This window comes from Caenibius sp. WL, from assembly GCF_019803445.1.
GTDB lineage: Bacteria > Pseudomonadota > Alphaproteobacteria > Sphingomonadales > Sphingomonadaceae > Caenibius.
On the sequence record NZ_CP081844.1, the window covers coordinates 1,383,847 to 1,404,659 of the forward strand.

Here is a 20,813-nt window from a genome sequence, read left to right on the forward strand (position 1 = left end):
ATCACACGCCCGGTGGCGGTGCAAGTGGGCGGCCTGCTTTTATGGCACGATGCGGAAACCCTGACCGCATCGTGCCATAAGGAGGTGGGCAAATCGCGCCGGTTCAGCCCGCCGCGATGAATTTGAGATTGGTGAACGCCTCCAGCCCTTCGATTCCGCCTTCGTGGCCATGGCCGCTGTGCTTGATCCCGCCGAAAGGGGTTTCCGGGGTGGAGATGGCCAGCGAATTGACGCCCACCATGCCCGCTTCGATGGCTTCGGAAATGGCATGGCCCGTCCGCGCGGACGAGGTGAACGCGTAGGAGGCGAGGCCGAGTTGGAGCGAATTGGCGCGTTCCACCACTTCATCGAAGCTTTTGAACGGAACGATGGGGGCAATCGGGCCGAAAGGTTCCTCGGTCATCACGCGGGCGGTGTCGGGCACGTCGCGGATCACGGTCGGCTGGAAGAAGAAGCCCTGGTTGCCGATCTTCTCACCGCCGGTCACCACTGTGCCCCCCGCCTCGCGGGCATCGCGCACGAAGCCTTCGATGGCTTCCACCCGGCGCGCGCTGGCCAGCGGGCCCATCTGGCTGTCGGGTTCAATTCCCGGGCCGACCTTGATCGCGGCAGTCAGTTCGGCAAAGCGCGACACGAACCGTTCATAGGAATCCTGCTGGACATAGAACCGCGTGGGGGCGACGCAGACCTGCCCGGCGTTGCGGAACTTGCCTGCCACCAGGGTTTGCGCGGCCTGATCGATATCGGCATCGTCGAACACGATCACCGGCGAATGGCCACCCAGTTCCATCGTGGTCCGCTTCAGCGTTTCCGCCGCTTGTCTGATCAGCAGCTTGCCGACGGGGACCGATCCGGTGAAGGATACCTTGCGCACCGCTTCGGCGCGCATCAGGTATTCCGACACGAACGCGGGCTGGCCGTAAACCACGTTCAGCACGCCCGCCGGAACGCCTGCGTCGACGAAGCATCGGGCCAGTTCGGCGCAGGTGGCAGGGGTTTCTTCGGACGGTTTGATAATGATCGAACAGCCTGCCGCAATCGCCCCCGCCATTTTGCGGATCGGCGTCACCGCCGGGAAATTCCATGGGGAGAACGCGGCGACCACGCCGACCGGTTCGTGCGTGACCAACTGGCGCACGTCCGGATTGCGGCTGGGGACGATGCGGCCATAGCTGCGCTTGCACTCTTCCCCATACCATTCGACGATATCGGCGGCGTAAGTCAGTTCGACACGGCTTTCGGCAACCGGCTTGCCCTGTTCGAGAGTCAGGATCGGGGCGATCTGCTCGATCCGTTCGCGCACGAGATCGGCCGCCTTGCGCATGATCCGCGCGCGTTCGAGCGGAATGGTCTTGCGCCAGGTCTTGAAGGCCGCTTCGGCGGCGGCCAGCGCTTCGTCCAGAACGGCTTCGGTTGCGAACGGACAATCGCCCAGCGAAGCACCCGTTGCCGGGTTGAGAATGGGTTCGCCATGGCCGTTGCCATCGCGCCAAACGCCGTTGATCAGGAACTGGACTGAAGGGTACATGCTGGCCTCTCCGGGCAGAAAATGGTTCGATGCGGGAACATGGCCTTGTCTGGCCGCTTTGATCGCTCCCCGCCGGTTTCGTAAGGGGCATAGCCGGGTGGGTAAAGGCTTTCGTGTACCCGAGTGCATAGTTCGCGGTAGGCCGGCAGGCGCTGTTCTCGCGAGACGATGCGTGCTAAGCGTCTTCTTCTTGTTAAGGATTTCGCGCTAGGCAGACTGAACCGATAACAGGTTGTGGTTGGAATGAACGCCGGGCGTACACCGCTGAATAGATTGACGGACTGGTTGCTTGGCTCACGGGTCAGGATGCCGCTTGACGTTTCCGATGCGTTGCGGGGCGGCCTGTTCGCTTCGACGCCCATTTTCCTGGGCGGGGTGTTCAACACCATCGCGGTGGCGGGCATCGCCGCCTGGCGGTATCCCACGGCGCCGTTCATTGGCTGGCTGCTGTTCGAAATCTGCCTGGGGATCGTCCGGCTGGGCACTTTGATGATCGGCCGCCGGGCTATCGCCGCCGGGCGCACGCCGCCATTCAGTCTGCTGTTTGCGTTCCTGTCCTGCCTCTGGGCGGGCTCGATCGGCTATGGCGCGTTCATCTGCGTGATGATCGGCGACTGGGTGATGACCACAATCGTCTGCCTTTCGGCTTCGGCGATGGTCTGCGGCATCTGCCTGCGCAATTTCGGCACGCCGCGCCTGGCGGCGCTGATGGTCTGCCTGGCGCTGACGCCCTGCGCGCTGGCGGGATGGCTGGCCGCCGAGCCGGTGATGAAAGTGATCAGCATCCAGTTGCCGATCTACATGGCGGTAATTTTCGCGGCCACCTTCGCGCTGCACAAGATGCTGATTTCGCGCATGATCGCGCTGACCGACCTGAAACTCAGCGAATCCTTCAACCGCACCATTCTCCAGTTCAGCCCGGACTATACCCTGTTGCTCAACCGCGAATGCGAAGTGGTGTTCAGCAACAGCCCCTATTCGCCGCTGGCCTCGTCGTGGCCAGCGCCGCAGGACGATTGGCTGGAGCGGTGGCGCCCGGAACACCGCGCGATGGGGAAAAAAGTGCTGGCGCGGGTCCGCACCGGCCAGACAGGCAGCTTTACCCTGTGCGACAAAGACGCCGATGGCCGGTCGCACTGGTTCGAAGTGATCGCCAACATGATCGCCGACGGATCGGGGCGCACCGTGGTGGTGGCGCGCGATATCACCCATCAGAAGCTGTCAGAAGAAAAGGCCTTGTGGATGGCGCATCACGATGCGCTGACCGGCCTGCCCAATCGCCCGCTGCTGCAGGAACGGCTCGACAGCGTGCTCGAACGGGCGGACAAGGAGATGGTCGGCGCGCTGCTGTTGCTCGATGTCGACAATTTCAAAATCATCAACGACACGATGGGCCACGACGCGGGCGATGCCTTGCTGACCACGTTTGCAGCCCGGCTCAAGGCGGCACTGGCTGAGAGCGATCTCATCGCCCGGACGGGCGGCGATGAATTCGCCATCATTCTGCCGGTCGACAGCGAGGATCAGGTGGATGCGAAAGTTCGCCGGATTTTTTCGCAATTGCGCCGGCCGTTCAATTACGAAGGCCGCCTGCTGGAATGCAGCGCCAGTGTCGGCGCCAGCTTCATTCCCCGTGACGGGACCACCCGTGCGGAAATCTTCAAGGCGGCCGATATCGCGCTCTACGCGGCGAAGGCCGCCGGTCGCGCGCAGATCAAAGTGTTCGAACCGGCCATGATGGTGGAAGTCGAACGGCATCAGGGCATGATCGCCGCCGCGCGGCAGGCCTTGCAGATGGACAGTATCGAACCCTATTACCAGCCCAAGATATCGCTGGGCACCGGGCAGGTGAACGGTTTCGAGGCGCTGCTGCGCTGGCGCAATGCCGATGGCGAAATCTGTGCGCCCCGGGCGCTCGGCGCGGCGTTCGAAGATCCCCGGATCGGCCATGTGCTGGGCCAGCGGATGCTGGAAAAGGTGCTCGATGATGTCAGCGCCTGGATCGCGGCGGATGTGCCTTTCGGCCATGTGGCGATCAATGTCGCGGCGGTCGATTTCCGCAGCGGCGCTTTCGCGGAAAATCTGCTGAGTCAGTTGAAAGCGAAGGGAGTGCCCACTTCCGCGATCCAGATCGAAGTGACCGAAACCGCGTTCCTCGGCCGAGGTTCCGAGCATGTCGAGGAAGCGCTGGAACTGCTGAGCGAGAACGGCATTCGCATCGCGCTGGACGATTTCGGCACCGGCTATGCCTCGCTCTCGCATCTTAACCAGTATCCGGTCGACCTGCTCAAGATCGACCGCTCCTTTATCGATCAGATCGGCAGCAATGCCGATACCGCCGCAATCTGTTCGGCCGTGATCAATCTGGGGCATTGCCTGGGCATGGAAGTGGTCGCCGAAGGGATCGAAACGCGCGATCAGGAAGCGCACCTGATCGGCGTCGGCTGCGATACCGGGCAAGGCTACCTTTATTCCAGCGCGCTGGCCGCTGCCGATGTGCCCGCGCTGGTGCACGATCAGCCATTCATGCCGGGCCCGGCCGAACGTTCGGCCACGCAGGTCGCCTAGAGCCGCCGGAACACGCCTCTAGTGGCCGATACTCTTCGGCTCCGCAGGCCGCATCACGCTTGCCATAGCGTTGAACTGCGCCAGGATGGCATCCATCACCGCCCGCACGCGCGGCATGTGGCGCATATCGGCATGGACCCCCAGCCAGACATCGCGCACCAGATCGGGCGTGTCGGTGTTGAGATAGACCAGATTGGCTTCCTCATCAGCCCGGAACCGGGGCAGGGCGGCGATGCCGGCCCCGCTTGCCGCCGCGCTCAGCATGACTTCGCGGCTGTTGGAACGAAAGCTTGCCTGCGCTTCGGGATAGCGTTCGCGCAGCCACTTGGCTTCGGGCAGGTGTTCCTGATCATCGAGAACGGTGATCAGCCGCGCCTGGCGGCCTTCCTGCCGGGCCGCCCAGTCGGCGGTGGCGTAGATGCCCAGCGCAAGCGAACCGGCCTTGCGGGCAATGATCTCGTGCCCTTCGAACCGGCTCATACGCAAGGCGATATCCGCCTCTCGCTTCGAGAGGCTGAGCGTTCGCATATCGGGCACCAGCTCCACGACGATCCCCGGATGCACGCATTGCAGGCGGGCCAGTGCCGGGGCCACGATACGGTCGGCCAGCGTGTCCACCGTGGTCAACCGGACAAGCCCCGCCAGCGCCACATCGCGGCCGACGATAGTCCGCTCCGCGGCCAGTGCTTCGGCTTCGATCCGTTCGGCATTGGCCAGCACGCTTTCGCCCAGCGCGGTCAGGGCATAGCGGTTGGGCAGGCGCTGCAACAGGCGCGCGCCCATGCGCCGTTCCATCGCCGCCAGCCTCCGGCCCATGGTCGGCTGCGTGACCCCGAGCGCGCGGGCGGCGGCGGACAAGGTGCCGCCGCGAGCGATGGCGAGGAAAGTCTGCAAATCATCCCATTGCATTGGTCAATCATGCGATAACGCATGGCGGATAGTCAATATCGTGCATTTCAATGCAATCCTGCATGGGTATGTTGTCACTCAATCCCGTTGTTTCCATGCTTTGAAGGACATTCGCGATGAGCAAGATTCTCGTTCTGTATTATTCGAGCTACGGCCACATCGAAACCATGGCCGAAGCGATTGCCGAAGGGGCCCGTGCCGCCGGGGCGGAAGTCGATATCCGTCGCGTTGCCGAAACCGTGCCCGAAGAAGTGGCGCGCGCCAGCCATTACAAGCTCGATCAGCAGGCCCCCATTGCGACGGTGGCCGAACTGGAACAGTATGACGGCATCATCGTCGGCACCGGCACGCGCTTTGGGCGGATGTCCTCGCAGATGGCCGCATTCCTCGATCAGGCGGGCGGATTGTGGGCGCGCGGCGCGCTCAACGGCAAAGTGGGTGCGGCGTTCACGTCCACCGCCACCCAGCACGGCGGGCAGGAAACCACGCTGTTTTCGATCATCACCAATCTGCTGCATTTCGGCATGACGGTCGTCGGCCTCGACTATGGCTTTGCCGGGCAGATGCGCAACGATGAGATTGTCGGCGGCGCGCCCTATGGTGCGACCACGATCGCCAATGGCGACGGCAGCCGCCAGCCGAGCGAAACCGAGCTGGAAAGCGGCCGTTACCTCGGCCGCCGGGTGGCCGAAACGGCGCAGAAGCTGTTCGGCTAAACCAGTGAAAACGGGGCTGGCGACCGGGCAACAGCGAGCCGGCCACCAGCCCCGTTCCTGTCTTCGCTTATTTAAGCTGCCGCTTTTCCAGTTTGCGCGCCAGTGTGCGACGGTGCATGCCCAGGCGGCGCGCGGCTTCGGAAATGTTGAAATCCGTTTCCACCAGCGTCTGGTGGATATGTTCCCATTCCAGCGTCTTGATCGACGATTGCCGCCCGTCGACCGGGGCATCGGGATTGCCGTCGGATCTGGCGAAGGCGGCTTCGATATCGTCGGTGTTGGACGGCTTGGCGAGATAGTGCGACGCGCCCAGCTTGATCGCCTCCACCGCCGTGGCGATGCTGGCAAAGCCGGTCAGCACGACGATTTTCATATCCTCGTCATGCGCGCGCAGCGTCTGCACGCAGGCAAGACCCGATGCGCCGCCGAGCTTGAGATCGACCACGGCATAACCGGGCGAATGATCGGCCAGAAGCGCAAGCAGCGCCTCGTGGCTGTCGGCGGAAAGAACGGCATAGCCGCGCCGTTCGAACGAACGGGAAAGCGTGCGGGCAAAAGCCGCATCGTCTTCCACGATCACCAGTTGGCGTTCGCCGTTCATCGCTTGGACGCTCCTTCATAGGCGAGAGTGGCAAGCGGCAGATGCAGCCGCACGGTGGCGCCGCCGGGGCGGTTTTCGGCTTCGGCCTTGCCGCCCATCTGCCGCAGCACGTTGACCAGCAGGAACAGCCCGAGCCCGCGCCCGGCCTGCCCCTTGGTCGAACGATAGGGTTGCCCGAAACGTTCCAGCATTTCCGGCGCGAAGCCGGGGCCGTGATCGGACACTTCGAGAATCAGCGTCTCGTCCTTGCGGGCGGCGTGGATGCCGATCCATTCGGGGGAGACTTCGGCGGCGTTGTCGATCACATTGCCGATCACCTGCCGCAGCGCGGGATCGGCCACGATGGGAATGTCCGCGCCGAAACGGTCATCGTAATCCAGCGTCACATTGCGCCAGGCCGTGCGGCAATCGCCGACGATGCCATCGAGAAAGGCGCGCATCGTGGTCACTTCCGGGGCGACGCCGCGCGCTTCGCCCGCCGACATCAGAATACCGCTGACGATCGTCTTGCACCGCTGCACCGCGGCATCCATGTCGGCCAGATCCTCCTGCAATTCGGTGTCGCGGGCCAGTTGCGGCAGGTGCCGCCAGTCGCCGATCAGCACCGAAAGCGAAGAGAGCGGCGTGCCCAGTTCGTGTGCCGCGCCCGAAGCGAGCAGGCCCATGCGCACGATATGGTCTTCTTCCGCGGCCCGCTGGCGCGCGGCGGCGAGCGCGGCATCGCTGGTGCGCAGATTGCGGTTCACCCGGGTGAGGAACACCACCAGCAGCACCGCGATCAGCAGGAAGCAGACGAGGCTGCCCTTGAGATACAGCGCCAGCGGATCGGAGCGGTAGGGTTCGGGCAGAGCCAGCGGCACCGGCTCGACGGTCAGCACGCCCATGGCGCACAACGCGGCGGCGAGAATGCACCACGAGGAAATCGGCTTGAGCAGGATCGCCCCCAGCGCCACCTGCAGCAGGAACAGCGAAGCGAAAGGATTGGCGAGCCCGCCCGAAAAGTGCAGTTGCCAGGTCAGCACCGCCACATCGACGAGGAGGACGCTGGTCAGTTCGGCATTGGTCACCGCCGCGCGGTGGCGCATCAGCGGCAGGCCCGCGATGTTGATCGCCGCGACCAGGGCGATTGCCGCCAGCATCGGTTCGAGCGGCAGCGGAATGCCCATGAAATTGTGCACCAGCTCGATCGTCAGCAACTGGCCGCCGACCGCCAGCCAGCGCAGCAGCATCAGCAGGCGGAGATTGCGCCCCCCGGCATCGGTTTCCAGCAATGTGGCAAGATGGCTTTCGGGCGCGGGCATGGGGCAGGGCTTACCTGTCGGAGGCGGGGTGGCGGAGGATGTACCACGCGCTCCAGCAGGCGAGCAACGCCAGCGCAAACCAGGTCAGGGCATAGACCAGGTGATTGTCGGAAAACGCCACCACCGTGAGGCCGCCGACCGGATAGCCGCCGGGATTGGCCGCCTTGTCCGCATCGATGAAGTAGGGCGCCGTATGGGGGAGATCGCGCGCGGCGGCGATGGCCGCCACATCGCGCGAATACCATTTGCCCGCCGCCGGATCGTTGGCGCGCAGGAAGCCGCCGCCCGGCTCCGTCGCGCGCAGCAGGCCGGTGACAGTGACGGGCCCGGCCCCGTTGCCCGCCGCGCGACTGGCGGGATCGCGCTTGTCCGGCGGGACGAAGCCGCGATTGACAAGCACGGTGAAGCGCGGGGTTTCCAGCGGAGTCAGAACCCAGAAACCGCCGCCATGATCGGTCACGGCCTGAACCAGCGTTTCGCGGTCGTGGCGGAAATGGCCGGTTGCGGCCACCCGGCGATAGGCATCGCCCTCTGCGGTGATTCGGGGCCATGCGGCGGGGCCGGGGGCGGGGATGGGTTGGCCGTGCGATCGTTCCGCAACGGCGGCGATCAGGGCATGCTTCCATTCGCGCCGTTCGAGCTGCCACACTCCCAGTGCGGCAAGCCCGATGGCCAGAAGCAGCGCCGCCCCGGCGATGACCGCGCGCAGGCGCGGCGATCGCGGGCGGCGCGCCTGCGTCATGGCAACTGGCTCACGTCATGCGGCATGGGCATCATGTTGGTGTTCAAATGATGCATGACCCACAGGGACCCTGCGAGCATGATGACGACCACGATGATCGTGAAGACCAGCGAGGTCATCGTCCAACCGTCGTCGCTTTTCGGGCTCATGTGCAGGAAGTACACCATGTGGACGACGATCTGAACCGCCGCGAAAGCCACGATGATCGCCGCGGTCATCCCGGCTTCGAGCGGGCGGGCCATCACCAGCCAGAAGGGGATGGCGGTGAGGATGACCGAGAGGACGAAGCCGGTCACATAGTCGCGCATCGAACCGTGCGGCAGGCCGTCGTCGTGATGGGCCCCATGATGAACATCGTGGCCGTGGTTGGAGTGATGGGGGTCCTGGCTCATCACAGCGCTCCCATGAGATAGACAAAGGTGAAGACGCCGATCCAGATGACGTCGAGGAAGTGCCAGAACAGGCTGAGGCACATCAGGCGGCGCTTGTTGGCCTGGATCAGGCCGTGGCGGCTGGTCTGCACCAGCAGCGTGACGAGCCAGATCGAACCGAACGTCACGTGCAGGCCGTGCGTGCCGACCAGCGTGAAGAACGAGGACAGGAACGCGCTGCGCTGCGGCGTGGCGCCGATGTGGATCAGGTGATGGAACTCGTAAAGTTCGATCCCCAGGAACGCGAGGCCGAACAGCAGCGTGACGACCAGCCACATCTGCATCTGGCGCAGCTTGTTCTGCATCATCGCCAGCATGGCGAAGCCGTAAGTGATCGAGGAGAACAGCAGCATGGCCGTGTTCAGCGCGATCAGATTGAGATCGAACAGGTCCTTCGGGCTGGGCCCGGCGGCATAGTTGCCGCCGAGCACCGCGTAGCAGGCGAACAGGATCGCGAAGATGAGACAGTCGCTCATCAGGTAGATCCAGAAGCCCAGCATCGTGCTGTGGCCTTCGGGGTGGGCGTGTTCGTCCAGATCGTAGAACGCGACCGGACCGCCCGAAGTGGTGAGAGTTGCTGTGCTCATGTCATCAGGCTCCGGCGGCCAGCTGGCGGGTGCGCGCTTCCTCGGTCGCGGCCACGGTGGCGGCCGGGATGTGGAAATCGCGCTTGTAGTTGAACGTATGGGCGATGGCGCCGCCGATCAGCGCGACGAAGCTGAGGCCCGCAAGCCACCAGATATGCCACACCAGAGCGAAGCCGCAGACCAGGCTGATACCGGCCAGGATGATCCCCGCGCCTGTGTTGCTGGGCATGTGGATGTCGCGGAAACCGGCCAGCGGGCGCTGCGCACCGCGTTCCTTCATGTCGTGCCACGCATCGATATCGTGGATCACCGGCGTAAAGGCGAAGTTGTACTCCGGCGGGGGCGAGCTGGTCGCCCATTCCAGCGTGCGGCCGCCCCACGGGTCGCCCGTCTCGTCGCGCAGTTCGTCACGCTTCCAGATGCTGACAGCGAACTGGATCAGCATGGCGGCGATGCCCACGGCGATCAGCGCGGCGCCGATCCCGGCGATCGCGAACCAGATTTGCAGGCTCGGATCGTCGAACACCCGCATGCGGCGCGTCACACCCATCAGGCCGAGGATGTAGAGCGGCATGAAGGCCAGCCAGAAGCCGATCACCCAGCACCAGAAGCTGATCTTGCCCCAGAACTCGTTCAGCTTGTAGCCGAAGGCCTTGGGCCACCAGTAGTTGATCGCCGCGAACACGCCGAACACGACGCCGCCGATGATCACGTTGTGGAAGTGGGCGATAAGGAACAGCGAGTTGTGGAGCACGAAGTCCGCCGGCGGCACGGCCAGCAGCACGCCCGTCATCCCGCCGATCACGAAAGTCAGCATGAAGGCGACGGTCCACATCATCGGCAGATCGTAGCGGATGCGGCCACGGTACATCGTGAACAGCCAGTTGAAGAGCTTGGCGCCCGTCGGGATCGAGATCACCATGGTGGTGATGCCGAAGAAGCTGTTGACGCTGGCGCCGGAACCCATCGTGAAGAAGTGGTGCAGCCACACGAGATAGCTGAGGATGGTGATGCAGACGGTGGCGTAAACCATCGAGGTGTAGCCGAACAGCTTCTTGCCCGAGAATGTCGAGGTGACTTCGGAGAACACGCCGAACAGCGGCAGGATCAGGATATAGACTTCCGGGTGGCCCCAGATCCAGATCAGGTTCACGTACATCATCGGGCTGCCGCCGAAGTCGTTCGTGAAGAAGTTGGTGTCGACGTAGCGATCGAGGCTGAGCAGGGCGAGCACCGCGGTCAGCACCGGGAACGAGGCGACGATCAGGATGTTGGCGCAGAGCGAAGTCCAGGTGAAGACGGGCATCTTCATCAGGTTCATGCCCGGCGCGCGCAGCTTCAGGATCGTCACGATCAGGTTGATGCCGGATAAGGTTGTCCCGACCCCGGCTATCTGGAGCGCCCAGATATAATAATCGACCCCGACATTCGGGCTGTAAGCGATGCCCGAAAGCGGCGGGTAGGCCAGCCAGCCGGTCTGCGCGAATTCCCCGATGAACAGCGAAATCATGACCAGCACGGCGCCCGCGGTCGTCATCCAGAAGCTGAAGTTGTTGAGGAACGGGAACGACACGTCGCGCGCGCCGATCTGCAGCGGCACGATGTAGTTCATCAGGCCGGTGATGAACGGCATCGCCACGAAGAAGATCATGATCACGCCGTGGGCGGTGAAGATCTGGTCGTAGTGATGGGCGTTCAGATAGCCTTCGGACCCGTTGAACGCGAGGACCTGTTGCAGGCGCATCATGATCGCGTCGGCAAAGCCGCGCAGGAACATGACGAGACCCAGGATCATGTACATGATCCCGATCTTCTTGTGATCGACCGTGGTGAACCACTCTTTCCAGAGATAGCCCCACAGGCGGAACTTGGTCAGCAGGGCGAGCAGGGCGATACCGCCCAGGGCCACCGCCGCGAACGTGGCGATCAGGATCGGCTCGTGCAGCGGGATCGCCTCGAAGGAGAGGCGGCCGAGAAGCGGGCCGGTTTCAGGTACGGGATGCGGAGTCATAAGGGTCTCGGGCGCAATCAGGATGCAGGGCGCGACACAGGGCCGCGATTTTCAAACAGGGCCAGCGTTTCGGCCTTGCCCGGCTGGCCGGGGCGGGTCAGCCCCGCGCCAGTCAACGGCTGGGGGTTCACCGGGGCCGGGCCGGCCTTGAGATTCGGTGCGGTGGGCGTGATGCAGACCGCGGCGACGTAGCGCTTGCCCGCATCGCCCGCCGAAGGCAGGGGAAGCTGGGGGCCGGTGCCGCGCGCGGCGTGCTTGTCGTAAGCGATCTGATGGACATTGTGGATGCCCGCGATGCCCATGCCGCCGCGCGCGTCGATCGCCATCATGTCGTGCATGCACATCTTGCCGGGCTCGACGCACATGTTCACGATCATATCGAACAGATTGGGTTCGACGCTGGCGAAGTGGCGGGCGGGTTCCTTCTCGCTCGGGCGTTCGAGCTGGAGATAGGCCGCGCGGTCAAGCGAACCGCTGCCGCTCTTGGCTTCTGCCACCCACTTTGCGAAACCGGCATCGTCCAGGCTCTTCACCGCGAAGCGCATGTTGGAGAAGCCCGCGCCGCTGTAATTGGCGGAAAAGCCGGTGAATTCGCCGGTCTGGTCCATGATGCCGTGCAGTTTGGTTTCCATGCCCGGCATGGCGTAGATCTGCCCGGCCATGGCGGGGATGTAGAACGAATTCATCACCGAGGACGCCGAAATGCGGAAGCGCACCTGGCGGTGGGTCGGCACGGCCAGTTCGTTCACTGTGGCGATGCCCTCTTCGGGATAGATGAACAGCCATTTCCAGTCGAGCGCGACGACATTGACATCGAGCGGCCTGGTTTCGGCCACCGCGGCGGTCTGCTGCTTGTTCTCGGCCAGCGGGCGATAGGGATCGAGCAGGTGCGTGGCGACCCAGGTGATCGCGCCCAGGCAGATGATGATCAGCAGCGGCGCCGCCCAGATGACGAGTTCGAGCTGGGTCGAGTGATCCCAGTCCGGCTTGTACGTCGCTTCCTTGTTGTTCGCGCGGTAGCGCCAGGCGAAGAAAACGGTCAGCGCCATCACCGGCACGATGATCAACAGCATCAGCACGGTGGAAATGACGATGAGATCGCCCTGCTGGCGCGCGATGTCCCCGGCGGGGTCAAGCACGACCAGGTCGCAACCGGCGACCAAGGGCAGCAGGGCAAGCAGGGGCAACGGCCTGAGCCGTGCGGCGAGTCGAGGAAGTGGCGTCGGCATGCCGCGCGCCTAGGCAAGGTATGCTGCACCGCACATAGGACATTTTGTCCAATCCCTTGATGGCTCCCGATGCCGCAGGGGGACTTTCATGTTGCGGGCGCGAAGCCCTCGCCTTAAGATTCGTGCCGTGAAAGCGGCCCATTGCTACAGGATGTGTCCATGAGCGCCGACACTGTGCCAACCGTTCAGGCCGAACGCGATGCCCGTGCCCTCAATGCCGAAGGGCATCGTATCGCGCCCGGTGAAATCGCCATCGGCGTGATTATTGGCCGTACTTCGGAATTTTTCGACTTCTTCGTTTATGCCATTGCTTCGGTTCTGGTTTTTCCGAAACTGTTCTTCCCCTTCGTCGATCCGCTGACGGGGACTCTCTATTCCTTCGGCCTGTTCGCGCTGGCGTTCTTCGCCCGCCCGGTGGGGACTGCGATCTTCACCGCGGTCGATCGGGCGTATGGCCGGGGCGCGAAGCTGACGATCGCCCTATTCCTGCTCGGCGGTTCGACCGCCGCGATCGCGTTCCTGCCCGGTTACGATTCGATCGGCATTGCCGCCGTGGTCCTGCTGGCGCTGTTCCGCATGGGGCAGGGCGTGGCGCTGGGCGGTTCGTGGGACGGCCTGGCTTCGCTGCTGGCGATCAACGCGCCCGAGGGCAAGCGCGGCTGGTATGCGATGGTGCCGCAGCTCGGCGCGCCGCTCGGCCTGATCGTGGCCAGCCTGCTGTTCATGTTCCTCGTGTCCGCGCTCTCGGCGGAAGATTTCCTCGGCTGGGGCTGGCGCTATCCGTTCTTCGTGGCGTTCGCGATCAACGTGGTGGCGCTGTTCGCGCGCCTGCGCATCGTGGTGACGCCCGAATACGCCCGCCTGTTCGACCGCATTTCGCTCAAGCCGGGTTCGGTGCTGGATACGGTCCGTTCGGAATGGCGCGTCATCGCCGCCGGCGCCTTCGCGCCGCTCGCCAGCTTTGCCATGTTCCACATGGTGACGGTGTTCCCGCTGTCCTGGGTGTTCCTGTTCACCGAGGAAATGCCCGCGCGCTTCCTCGGCATCGAAGCCATTGCGGCGGCTTTCGGCGTGCTCGCGATCATCGCATCGGGCTATCTGGCCGACCGCGTCGGCCGCCGCACGGTGCTCGGCGTGACGGCCGCCGGGATCGCCGCGTTCAGCGGCTTCGCCCCGCAGCTTCTCGATGGCGGCGAACTGGGCGAACTGGTGTTCATGATTTCCGGCTTCCTCTTGCTGGGCCTGTCGTTCGGCCAGTCGTCGGGCGCGCTGTCTTCCAGCTTCCTGCGCCACAACCGCTACACCGGCTCGGCGCTGACCTCCGATCTGGCATGGCTGTTCGGCGCGGGCTTCGCGCCGCTGGTGGCTCTCTGGCTGTCGAGCGCGTTCGGCCTGCTGGCCGCCGGCGCCTATCTCCTGTCGGGCGCGGTGGTGACGTTGGTCGCCCTGTGGCTGAACGCCGAACTCGGCCGTTCGATCGACTGATCCGGGCTGGGGAGGCGGCATGCCTCCCCGCCTTCCGGCCCTGAAAAGGGCGGGTATGGGCTCTGCCGCATACCCATTTCCCCGGTTGCCCTGGTCTTTCGCCCGCATCGGGAATGACGTCCCGGCTCACTCCCGCTAGGTAAGGGGGCGAATCACCGTCCGGGACACCGCATGACTTTTGACCAATGGGCGATCATTGTCATTCTGCTGGCAATGCTCGTCGCCTATGCGACAGAGCGGTTCCGGGTGGAACTGGTCGCCATGGTCGGGCTGGCCGCGGGCCATCTTGTCGGCGTGGTGCCGGTCCAGAATATCTTCGCGGGCTTTTCCAACCCGGCGGTCATTACCGTCGCCGAAGTCCTGCTGATCGTGTCCGCGCTTTCCGCCACCCGGGTGATCGACGATTTCGCGCGGCGGATCGCGGTGCATACCACCAGCGAGCCCGCTGTGTTGACGATGCTGTGCTGCACCGGGGCGTTCATTTCCATTTTCATGAACAATATCGGTGCGCTGGCGCTGATGTTCCCGGTGACTTTGTCGGTCTGTTCGCGGCTGGATATCCCGCCGGGGCGGGTGCTGATGGCGCTGTCCTTCGCCACGCTGCTGGGCGGGATGTGTTCGCTTACCGGCACGCCCGCCAATCTCGTGGTCAACCAATGGAAGATCGCGGAGAGCGGAGCGGGCTTCGGATATTTCGAACTGGGGCTGGTGGGCGGCCCCGTGGCGCTGGCGGGGCTGGCGTGGATCATTTTTGCCGCCCCCCGCGTGTTTCGCCATATCGTTTCGCACGAGGCGCCGTTCGAAGCCGGGCCAGCCGATTTTCTGGCCGAAATGCATATTCCCGCCCATTCAGCGCTGGCCGGGCTGCATCTCCCCCAAGCGGAGGAGCGGTACGAAATCGCGATCCATGGCGTGCTGCGCCATGGTGCGCATGTCTTCGCCAGACGCGGCGATATCGTCCTCGCCCCCGGCGATACCGTGCTGCTGGAAGGGACGCTGGGCCATCTGCAGGATCTGGTCGAAGGCGGGCAGCTTGAAGGGCTGCATCCCGACGAAAGCGCCGGGGTGGAGCGGATGGAAATCGTGGTGATGCCCGACAGTCTGCTGCAGGGCACGCGCATCAGCGATGTTATGGCGTTCATCGAACGCAATGTGCAGGTGGTCGGGATCGCCAGCCGCCGGCGCCGGATCGAAGGCCGTTTCGAGGATCTCCAGATCGGCGTGGGCGATGTGCTGGTGCTGGCGGGCGAACGCAGCGCCCTGCGCGAAGCGGCGGCCGATTGCGGCCTGCTGCCGCTGTCTGCCCGCCGGGTGCCGCGCCGGACGCGGGCCGCCTGGCCGAGCGTGGCGGTCTTCGCGCTGGGCGTTGTGCTGTCGGCGTTCGATGTCGTGCCGACCGAGCTGGCTTTCGGCGCGGTGGTGATCGCGATGGTCATGCTCGGCAGCCTGAATCTGCGCGGCGCGTTGCAGGACATGAACTGGAGCATCGTCATCCTCCTGGCCTGCATGATCCCGCTGGGGCTGGCGGTGGAGGACACGGGCACCGCGCGGGTGATCGCCAATGCGTTGGCGGATTATCTGCCATCGACCCAGCCGGTGGTGGTGGCGACGATGGTCCTGCTGCTGGCGGTGGCGATCACGCCGTTTATCGACAACGTGTCCACCGCCGTGGTGCTGAGCCCGATTGCGGCGGGCGTTTCGGCCCGCACCGGGATGCCGCTGGAACCCCTGCTGATCGCGGTTGCCATCGGGGCTTCGCTTGATTTCCTCACCCCGTTTGGCCATCACAACAACGCGGTGGTGATGGGTGCGGCGGGTTATCGGTTCCGCGATTTTCCCCGGCTTGGCGCACCGCTGCTGGCCATATCGGTGTGTGTCGCCATCGCCTGTTTCGCGGTGATCTGACCGTTCCCGCGGCAAAGCGGGCAGGGCGGACTTGCAACAATTTGTTGCCTGCCGTAAAAGTCTACTTTGTGAATAGGAAATCGGCGTAGCCAGATATGATCTCGAACAAGGCCAAATATGCGTTCCGGGCGCTGCTTGCGATTGCGTCCGCGCCGGAGGGGGAATCCTTGACCAGCGCCGAAATCGCGCGCCGCCATTCCATTCCGCACAAGTTCCTCGAACAGATTCTGCTCGATCTCAAGAAAGCCGGCATTCTTGACAGCCGCCGGGGAAAAAGCGGCGGATATGTGATGCTTAGGCCGTCCGACACGATCAGTTTCGGGGAAGTCCTGCGTCTGTTCGAAGGCCCGCTGGCCCCGCTGCCGTGCCTGTCCCGCAATTCCTACCGCCGGTGCGAGGATTGCGAGAGCGAAGCGCGTTGCGACATTCGCCGCGAATTCGGCCGGGCCTACGACGCAAGCCGGCAGGTGCTCGATTCGCGGACCATTGCCGATGCCCTGCGTGATGGTGGGCGCGATGGCGCGGCAACCCCGGAAATCCGCTATGACGAACGCATGACGGGGTGATCGCGGGCAGGGAATGCAAATAGGCGCTTGCTAATCCCTACTACATAGATAGAGATAATGGGGTGTGTTGAACGCGCCCTGATTCGTCGCCTCGCAAAGGCCGGACCCGGGCAGTCGGGAGAATGGCGGAATGCGTGGATTTCGAACCGTCCGGGCCTGGGGGCTGGCAACTTTGGCCGCGGTGGGCATCGCCGGGCTGGCGGCCTGTTCGCCGGCTGGAAACAAGGCTGACACCAAGGACCGGGTCGAACTGCTCAACGTGTCCTATGATCCGACACGGGAACTCTACGAAGCGATCAACCCCAGGTTCGCCGCCGAATGGAAGGCGAAGACCGGGCAGGATGTCGCGATCAAGATGAGCCACGGCGGATCGGGCAAGCAGGCGCGGGCGGTGATTGACGGGCTGGATGCCGATGTCGTCACGCTGGCGCTGGCCTATGATATCGACGAGATCGCCGAGCGCGGGCAGCTTCTGCCCAAGACCTGGCAATCGCAGCTCACCGCCAACAGCGCGCCCTATACCTCGACCATCGTGTTCCTGGTGCGCCATGGCAATCCCAAAGGGATCAAGGACTGGGGCGATCTGGTGAAGCCGGGTGTCGCAGTCATCACCCCCAATCCGAAGACCAGCGGCGGCGCGCGGTGGAATTTCCTCGCCGCCTGGGCTTTTGCGCACAAGGCTTACGGGTCCGATGCGGCGGCGGAAGACTATGTCCGCAAGCTGTTCGCCAATGTCCCGGTGCTCGACAGCGGCGCGCGCGGATCGACCACCACCTTCGTCGAACGCGGTATCGGCGATGTGCTGCTGGCGTGGGAGAACGAGGCGTTCCTCGCTCAGAAGGAATTGGGCAAGGGCAAGTTCGATATCGTCGTCCCGTCGATCTCGATCCTGGCGGAACCGCCGGTGGCCGTGGTCAGCAAGAATGCGGAACGCCACGGCACGCAGAAAGTGGCCGAAGCCTATCTCAAGTATCTCTACACGCCCGAAGCGCAGGATGTGATCGCCCGCAATTACTACCGCCCGATCGATCCCACGGTCGCCGCGAAGTATGCGGATGTCTTCCCCAAGCTCGAACTCGTCACCGTGGATAAGGATTTCGGCGGCTGGCAGGCTGCGCAGAAGCGGTTCTTCAACGAAGGCGGCGTGTTCGACACGATCTTTGCCGCGACCAAGCGATAAGCACCATGGATATCGCATTGAGCAGTCCACTGCAGGTGCCCGACGCCACTCGCCATCCGGCCCCGTCGCGAACCCCGCGCCGGAAAAGCCGCTCCGTCATTCCGGGTTTCGGTCTGACGATGGGCCTGACGCTCGCTTGGCTCTCGCTCGTCGTCCTGATCCCGCTGAGCACGGTGTTCATCCGTTCGGCCGGGATGGGGGTGAGCGATTTTCTCGCCGCCGGTTTTTCCGATCGCGCTCTGGCCGCTTACCGGATCAGCTTCGGCACGGCATTCCTCGCCGCCGTGGTCAACGGCGTGTTCGGCCTGCTGACGGCTTGGGTGCTGGTGCGCTACAGCTTTCCGGGCAAGCGCATCGTCAACGCGCTGGTCGATCTGCCGTTCGCGCTGCCCACGGCGGTGGCCGGGATTGCGCTGACCGCGATCTATGCGGGCAACGGCTGGGTGGGGCAGTTCCTCGAACCGCTGGGGATCAAGATCGCCTACACCCCGCTCGGGATCGTGATGGCGCTGGTTTTTATCGGCCTGCCGTTCGTGGTCCGCTCGGTCGAACCGGTGCTGGACGATTTCGGCGCCGAACTGGAAGAAGCGGCGCTCTCGCTCGGCGCGCGGCCGTGGCAGGTCTTCGCCCGGGTGGTCCTGCCCGCGATCCTGCCCGCGCTGCTCACGGGATTCGCGCTCTCCTTCGCCCGCGGGGTGGGGGAATACGGTTCGGTGATCTTCATCGCGGGCAACATGCCCTATAAGTCCGAAATCGCGCCGCTGCTGATCGTCACCCAGTTGGAACAGTACGATTATGCCGCGGCCACCGCGATTGCCACGGTCATGCTGGTGGCGTCGTTCGCCATTCTGCTGGGTATCAACTGCATCCAGGCGTGGAGCCGGAGGAGGCTGGCGGCATGAACGGTGTTCTCGCTTTGTCGGGCAGGCTGCAGGCGCGCCATCTGCTGATTGGGCTGATGCTGGCCTTTATCGGGCTGTTCCTCGTGCTGCCGCTGGTGTCGGTGTTCGCCGAAGGGCTGTCCAAAGGCTTTGCCGCCTACGGCGCCGCGCTGGTGCAACCCGATGCGCAATCGGCGATCAAGCTGACCTTGCTGGTCGCGGCGATCAGCGTGCCGGTGAATGTCGTGTTCGGCGTGATGGCCGCCTGGGCCATCGCCAAGTTCGATTTTCCGGGCAAGAGCCTGCTGATCACGTTCATCGACCTGCCGTTTTCGGTGTCGCCGGTGGTGGCGGGGCTGATCTATGTGTTGATGTTCGGGATGCAGGGCTGGCTGGGGCCGTGGCTGCGCGAATACGATATCCAGATCATTTTCGCCGTGCCCGGCATCGTGCTGGCGACGATTTTCGTGACTTTCCCTTTCGTTGCCCGCGAACTGATCCCGCTGATGGCGGAACAGGGGCGCGATGACGAGGAAGCGGCGCTGTCGCTGGGGGCCAGCGGTTTCCAGACGTTCCTGCGCGTGACTTTGCCCAATATCCGCTGGGGCCTGCTGTACGGCGTGCTGCTGTGCAACGCCCGGGCCATGGGGGAATTCGGCGCGGTCTCGGTCGTTTCCGGGCACCTGCGCGGGCTGACCAACACCATGCCGCTGCATGTCGAGATTCTCTACAACGAATACAATTTCGTCGCCGCCTTTGCCGTCGCCTCCCTGCTGGCCTTGCTGGCGCTGGTGACGCTGGTTCTCAAATCGATTGTCGAATGGCGGTTCGACTACCAACGCGGGAGTGTGGGACATTGATCAGACTCGATAGCATTTCGAAGCGCTATGGGGCCTACCAGGCGCTCGATAACATCAATCTCGATGTGCGCGACGGCGAATTTCTGGCGCTGCTCGGCCCGTCGGGGTCCGGCAAGACGACGCTGCTGCGGATCGTCGCGGGGCTGGCTTTTCCCGATCACGGTTCCGTGCTGTTCAACGGCGAGGACGTGACCGATCTCAAAGTCGCGGAACGCAAGGTCGGCTTCGTGTTCCAGCACTATGCGCTGTTCAAGCATATGACCGTGGCGGACAATATCGGCTTCGGCCTGTCGGTGCGCAAACGCCGTGAGCGCCCGTCGAAAGCGGCGATCCGTGCGCGGGCGGAGGAATTGCTCGATCTGGTGCAGTTGCGCGGGCTGGGCGATCGCTATCCGGCCCAGCTTTCGGGCGGGCAGCGCCAGCGCGTGGCGCTGGCGCGGGCGCTGGCGGTGGAACCGCAACTGCTGCTGCTGGACGAACCGTTCGGCGCGCTCGATGCGCAGGTGCGCAAGGAACTGCGCCGCTGGCTGCGCCACCTGCACGACCAGATGGGGCTGACTTCGATCTTCGTCACCCATGACCAGGAAGAAGCGCTCGAACTGGCGGACCGGGTGGTGGTGATGGATCACGGGGTGATCGAACAGATCGGCACACCCGAAGAAGTCTATATGGCGCCGCGCAGTTCGTTCGTTTCGAATTTCGTGGGCGAAACCAACAGCCTGCCGGTGTCGGTGCGCGACGGGCAGGCCCATTTCTTCGACCGCCACATCGCCATCGAGGCGGAGCGGATGCCCGATGGTCCCGCGCGGCTCGATTTCCGCCCGCACGATGTGACCGTGGGCGACGAACAGCCCGGTTGCCTGCCGCTGCTGGTGACAGGCGTCTATCGCCGGGGCGGCGATTGGCGGGTGGAAGGCGAAGTGACCGGGGTCGACCGGACGATCGAAGTCAATCTCGATGCCCGGATGCCCGCGCCCGAAGTGGGCAAGCGGCTGGCGATCAAGGTCCAGCGGGCAAAACTGTTTCAGCTATCGGAGGTGAAGCCATGACGAACGACCGGCCTGCCGGCAGCATCAAGCCGGAGAAATTCCAGCATGTCGAGCAAAGCCTCGCCAATATCCGCGAAGCCTTGCTGGGCCTGCGTTTCGGATCGATCGCGATCACGATCCACGAAGATCGTATCGTCCAGATCGATGTGACCGAGAAGAAGCGCCTGCAATCCGGCTGACCGGCAAAGGCGATCCATAACCAACCTTTCCAAGATGCTGACCGGACGGCCGGAGGCATCGTGATCTCAATCATGGGGACTTACG

General features: G+C 64.1%; 19 protein-coding genes. 10 read left to right on the forward strand and 9 right to left on the reverse strand.

Going from position 1 to position 20,813, the window contains the following annotated elements:
- Nucleotides 1-103 precede the first annotated feature (103 nt).
- On the reverse strand, nucleotides 104-1,528 hold the full coding sequence (locus K5X80_RS06410) for an NAD-dependent succinate-semialdehyde dehydrogenase (protein WP_222560014.1): 1,425 nt from the start codon (nucleotides 1,526-1,528) through the stop codon (nucleotides 104-106).
- A 306-nt stretch (nucleotides 1,529-1,834) separates the two neighbouring features.
- On the opposite strand from K5X80_RS06410, the gene K5X80_RS06415 reads away from it, so the two are divergent.
- Nucleotides 1,835-4,096 (forward strand): putative bifunctional diguanylate cyclase/phosphodiesterase, encoded by a 2,262-nt coding sequence (locus K5X80_RS06415; protein ID WP_222560015.1) that lies wholly within the window; start codon nucleotides 1,835-1,837, stop codon nucleotides 4,094-4,096.
- Between the two features lie 18 nt (nucleotides 4,097-4,114).
- Here K5X80_RS06415 and K5X80_RS06420 read toward each other — a convergent pair whose 3' ends face one another.
- Nucleotides 4,115-5,005, reverse strand: coding sequence for a LysR family transcriptional regulator (locus tag K5X80_RS06420; protein ID WP_222560016.1), 891 nt, complete (start codon nucleotides 5,003-5,005; stop codon nucleotides 4,115-4,117).
- A gap of 116 nt (nucleotides 5,006-5,121) precedes the next feature.
- Here K5X80_RS06420 and wrbA point away from each other — a divergent pair, with 116 nt between their 5' ends.
- A complete protein-coding gene (wrbA, locus tag K5X80_RS06425; protein WP_222560017.1) occupies nucleotides 5,122-5,721 on the forward strand; it encodes an NAD(P)H:quinone oxidoreductase in 600 nt (199 codons plus the stop codon).
- Nucleotides 5,722-5,788: 67 nt separating this feature from the next.
- On the opposite strand, the gene K5X80_RS06430 is transcribed toward wrbA, so the two are convergent.
- Genes K5X80_RS06430 through cyoA form a run of 7 tightly spaced genes read right to left on the reverse strand, consistent with a single transcriptional unit; the run spans nucleotide 5,789 to nucleotide 12,623 of the window.
- Entirely contained in the window at nucleotides 5,789-6,322 is a 534-nt protein-coding gene (locus tag K5X80_RS06430; protein WP_222560018.1) for a response regulator transcription factor, read from the reverse strand.
- Entirely contained in the window at nucleotides 6,319-7,623 is a 1,305-nt protein-coding gene (locus tag K5X80_RS06435; protein ID WP_222560019.1) for a sensor histidine kinase, read from the reverse strand. The genes K5X80_RS06430 and K5X80_RS06435 overlap by 4 nt, the downstream gene beginning before the upstream one ends.
- 10 nt (nucleotides 7,624-7,633) lie before the next feature.
- Nucleotides 7,634-8,365, reverse strand: a complete 732-nt coding sequence (locus K5X80_RS06440) for an SURF1 family protein (RefSeq protein ID WP_222560020.1) — start codon at nucleotides 8,363-8,365, stop codon at nucleotides 7,634-7,636.
- A complete protein-coding gene (gene cyoD, locus K5X80_RS06445; protein ID WP_283249238.1) occupies nucleotides 8,362-8,757 on the reverse strand; it encodes a cytochrome o ubiquinol oxidase subunit IV in 396 nt (131 codons plus the stop codon). The genes K5X80_RS06440 and cyoD overlap by 4 nt, the downstream gene beginning before the upstream one ends.
- Nucleotides 8,757-9,383 carry a cytochrome o ubiquinol oxidase subunit III gene (gene cyoC / locus K5X80_RS06450; RefSeq protein WP_222560022.1) on the reverse strand — a complete coding sequence of 209 codons (627 nt, stop codon included), beginning with the start codon at nucleotides 9,381-9,383 and terminating at the stop codon, nucleotides 8,757-8,759. The genes cyoD and cyoC overlap by 1 nt, the downstream gene beginning before the upstream one ends.
- Nucleotides 9,384-9,387: 4 nt before the next feature.
- A complete protein-coding gene (cyoB, locus tag K5X80_RS06455; protein WP_222560023.1) occupies nucleotides 9,388-11,394 on the reverse strand; it encodes a cytochrome o ubiquinol oxidase subunit I in 2,007 nt (668 codons plus the stop codon).
- Nucleotides 11,395-11,411: 17 nt separating this feature from the next.
- Nucleotides 11,412-12,623: a ubiquinol oxidase subunit II gene (gene cyoA, locus K5X80_RS06460; RefSeq protein WP_222560024.1), complete on the reverse strand. Its 1,212-nt coding sequence runs from the start codon at nucleotides 12,621-12,623 to the stop codon at nucleotides 11,412-11,414.
- Nucleotides 12,624-12,782: 159 nt separating this feature from the next.
- On the opposite strand from cyoA, the gene K5X80_RS06465 reads away from it, so the two are divergent.
- The 8 genes from K5X80_RS06465 (at nucleotide 12,783) to K5X80_RS06500 (ending at nucleotide 20,728) form a co-directional block, all read left to right on the forward strand.
- Nucleotides 12,783-14,108, forward strand: a complete 1,326-nt coding sequence (locus K5X80_RS06465; protein ID WP_222560025.1) for an MFS transporter — start codon at nucleotides 12,783-12,785, stop codon at nucleotides 14,106-14,108.
- 171 nt (nucleotides 14,109-14,279) lie between these two features.
- The gene (locus tag K5X80_RS06470) at nucleotides 14,280-16,013 is read left to right on the forward strand and encodes an SLC13 family permease (protein ID WP_222560026.1); all 1,734 of its coding nucleotides are present in this window, start codon (nucleotides 14,280-14,282) and stop codon (nucleotides 16,011-16,013) included.
- Between the two features lie 95 nt (nucleotides 16,014-16,108).
- Nucleotides 16,109-16,579, forward strand: a complete 471-nt coding sequence (locus tag K5X80_RS06475; RefSeq protein WP_222560027.1) for an RrF2 family transcriptional regulator — start codon at nucleotides 16,109-16,111, stop codon at nucleotides 16,577-16,579.
- A gap of 130 nt (nucleotides 16,580-16,709) precedes the next feature.
- A complete protein-coding gene (locus K5X80_RS06480; protein ID WP_222560028.1) occupies nucleotides 16,710-17,759 on the forward strand; it encodes a sulfate ABC transporter substrate-binding protein in 1,050 nt (349 codons plus the stop codon).
- 17 nt (nucleotides 17,760-17,776) lie between these two features.
- Nucleotides 17,777-18,661, forward strand: coding sequence for a sulfate ABC transporter permease subunit CysT (cysT, locus tag K5X80_RS06485; RefSeq protein ID WP_283249239.1), 885 nt, complete (start codon nucleotides 17,777-17,779; stop codon nucleotides 18,659-18,661).
- On the forward strand, nucleotides 18,658-19,500 hold the full coding sequence (cysW, locus tag K5X80_RS06490) for a sulfate ABC transporter permease subunit CysW (RefSeq protein WP_222560030.1): 843 nt from the start codon (nucleotides 18,658-18,660) through the stop codon (nucleotides 19,498-19,500). Before cysT ends, cysW begins: the two co-directional genes overlap by 4 nt.
- Nucleotides 19,497-20,549, forward strand: coding sequence for a sulfate/molybdate ABC transporter ATP-binding protein (locus K5X80_RS06495; RefSeq protein ID WP_261390661.1), 1,053 nt, complete (start codon nucleotides 19,497-19,499; stop codon nucleotides 20,547-20,549). The genes cysW and K5X80_RS06495 overlap by 4 nt, the downstream gene beginning before the upstream one ends.
- A complete protein-coding gene (locus K5X80_RS06500; protein WP_222560032.1) occupies nucleotides 20,546-20,728 on the forward strand; it encodes a YezD family protein in 183 nt (60 codons plus the stop codon). The genes K5X80_RS06495 and K5X80_RS06500 overlap by 4 nt, the downstream gene beginning before the upstream one ends.
- Nucleotides 20,729-20,813 lie beyond the last annotated feature (85 nt).

Excerpts from the sequence above, each read along its gene's own strand:
- K5X80_RS06410 (WP_222560014.1), bottom strand. The coding sequence starts at position 1,528 with ATGTACCCTTCAGTCCAGTTCCTGATCAACGGCGTTTGGCGCGATGGC.
- K5X80_RS06415 (WP_222560015.1), top strand. The coding sequence starts at position 1,835 with ATGCCGCTTGACGTTTCCGATGCGTTGCGGGGCGGCCTGTTCGCTTCG.
- K5X80_RS06420 (WP_222560016.1), bottom strand. The coding sequence starts at position 5,005 with ATGCAATGGGATGATTTGCAGACTTTCCTCGCCATCGCTCGCGGCGGC.
- wrbA (WP_222560017.1), top strand. The coding sequence starts at position 5,122 with ATGAGCAAGATTCTCGTTCTGTATTATTCGAGCTACGGCCACATCGAA.
- K5X80_RS06430 (WP_222560018.1), bottom strand. The coding sequence starts at position 6,322 with ATGAACGGCGAACGCCAACTGGTGATCGTGGAAGACGATGCGGCTTTT.
- K5X80_RS06435 (WP_222560019.1), bottom strand. The coding sequence starts at position 7,623 with ATGCCCGCGCCCGAAAGCCATCTTGCCACATTGCTGGAAACCGATGCC.
- K5X80_RS06440 (WP_222560020.1), bottom strand. The coding sequence starts at position 8,365 with ATGACGCAGGCGCGCCGCCCGCGATCGCCGCGCCTGCGCGCGGTCATC.
- cyoD (WP_283249238.1), bottom strand. The coding sequence starts at position 8,757 with ATGAGCCAGGACCCCCATCACTCCAACCACGGCCACGATGTTCATCAT.
- cyoC (WP_222560022.1), bottom strand. The coding sequence starts at position 9,383 with ATGAGCACAGCAACTCTCACCACTTCGGGCGGTCCGGTCGCGTTCTAC.
- cyoB (WP_222560023.1), bottom strand. The coding sequence starts at position 11,394 with ATGACTCCGCATCCCGTACCTGAAACCGGCCCGCTTCTCGGCCGCCTC.
- cyoA (WP_222560024.1), bottom strand. The coding sequence starts at position 12,623 with ATGCCGACGCCACTTCCTCGACTCGCCGCACGGCTCAGGCCGTTGCCC.
- K5X80_RS06465 (WP_222560025.1), top strand. The coding sequence starts at position 12,783 with ATGAGCGCCGACACTGTGCCAACCGTTCAGGCCGAACGCGATGCCCGT.
- K5X80_RS06470 (WP_222560026.1), top strand. The coding sequence starts at position 14,280 with ATGACTTTTGACCAATGGGCGATCATTGTCATTCTGCTGGCAATGCTC.
- K5X80_RS06475 (WP_222560027.1), top strand. The coding sequence starts at position 16,109 with ATGATCTCGAACAAGGCCAAATATGCGTTCCGGGCGCTGCTTGCGATT.
- K5X80_RS06480 (WP_222560028.1), top strand. The coding sequence starts at position 16,710 with ATGCGTGGATTTCGAACCGTCCGGGCCTGGGGGCTGGCAACTTTGGCC.
- cysW (WP_222560030.1), top strand. The coding sequence starts at position 18,658 with ATGAACGGTGTTCTCGCTTTGTCGGGCAGGCTGCAGGCGCGCCATCTG.
- K5X80_RS06500 (WP_222560032.1), top strand. The coding sequence starts at position 20,546 with ATGACGAACGACCGGCCTGCCGGCAGCATCAAGCCGGAGAAATTCCAG.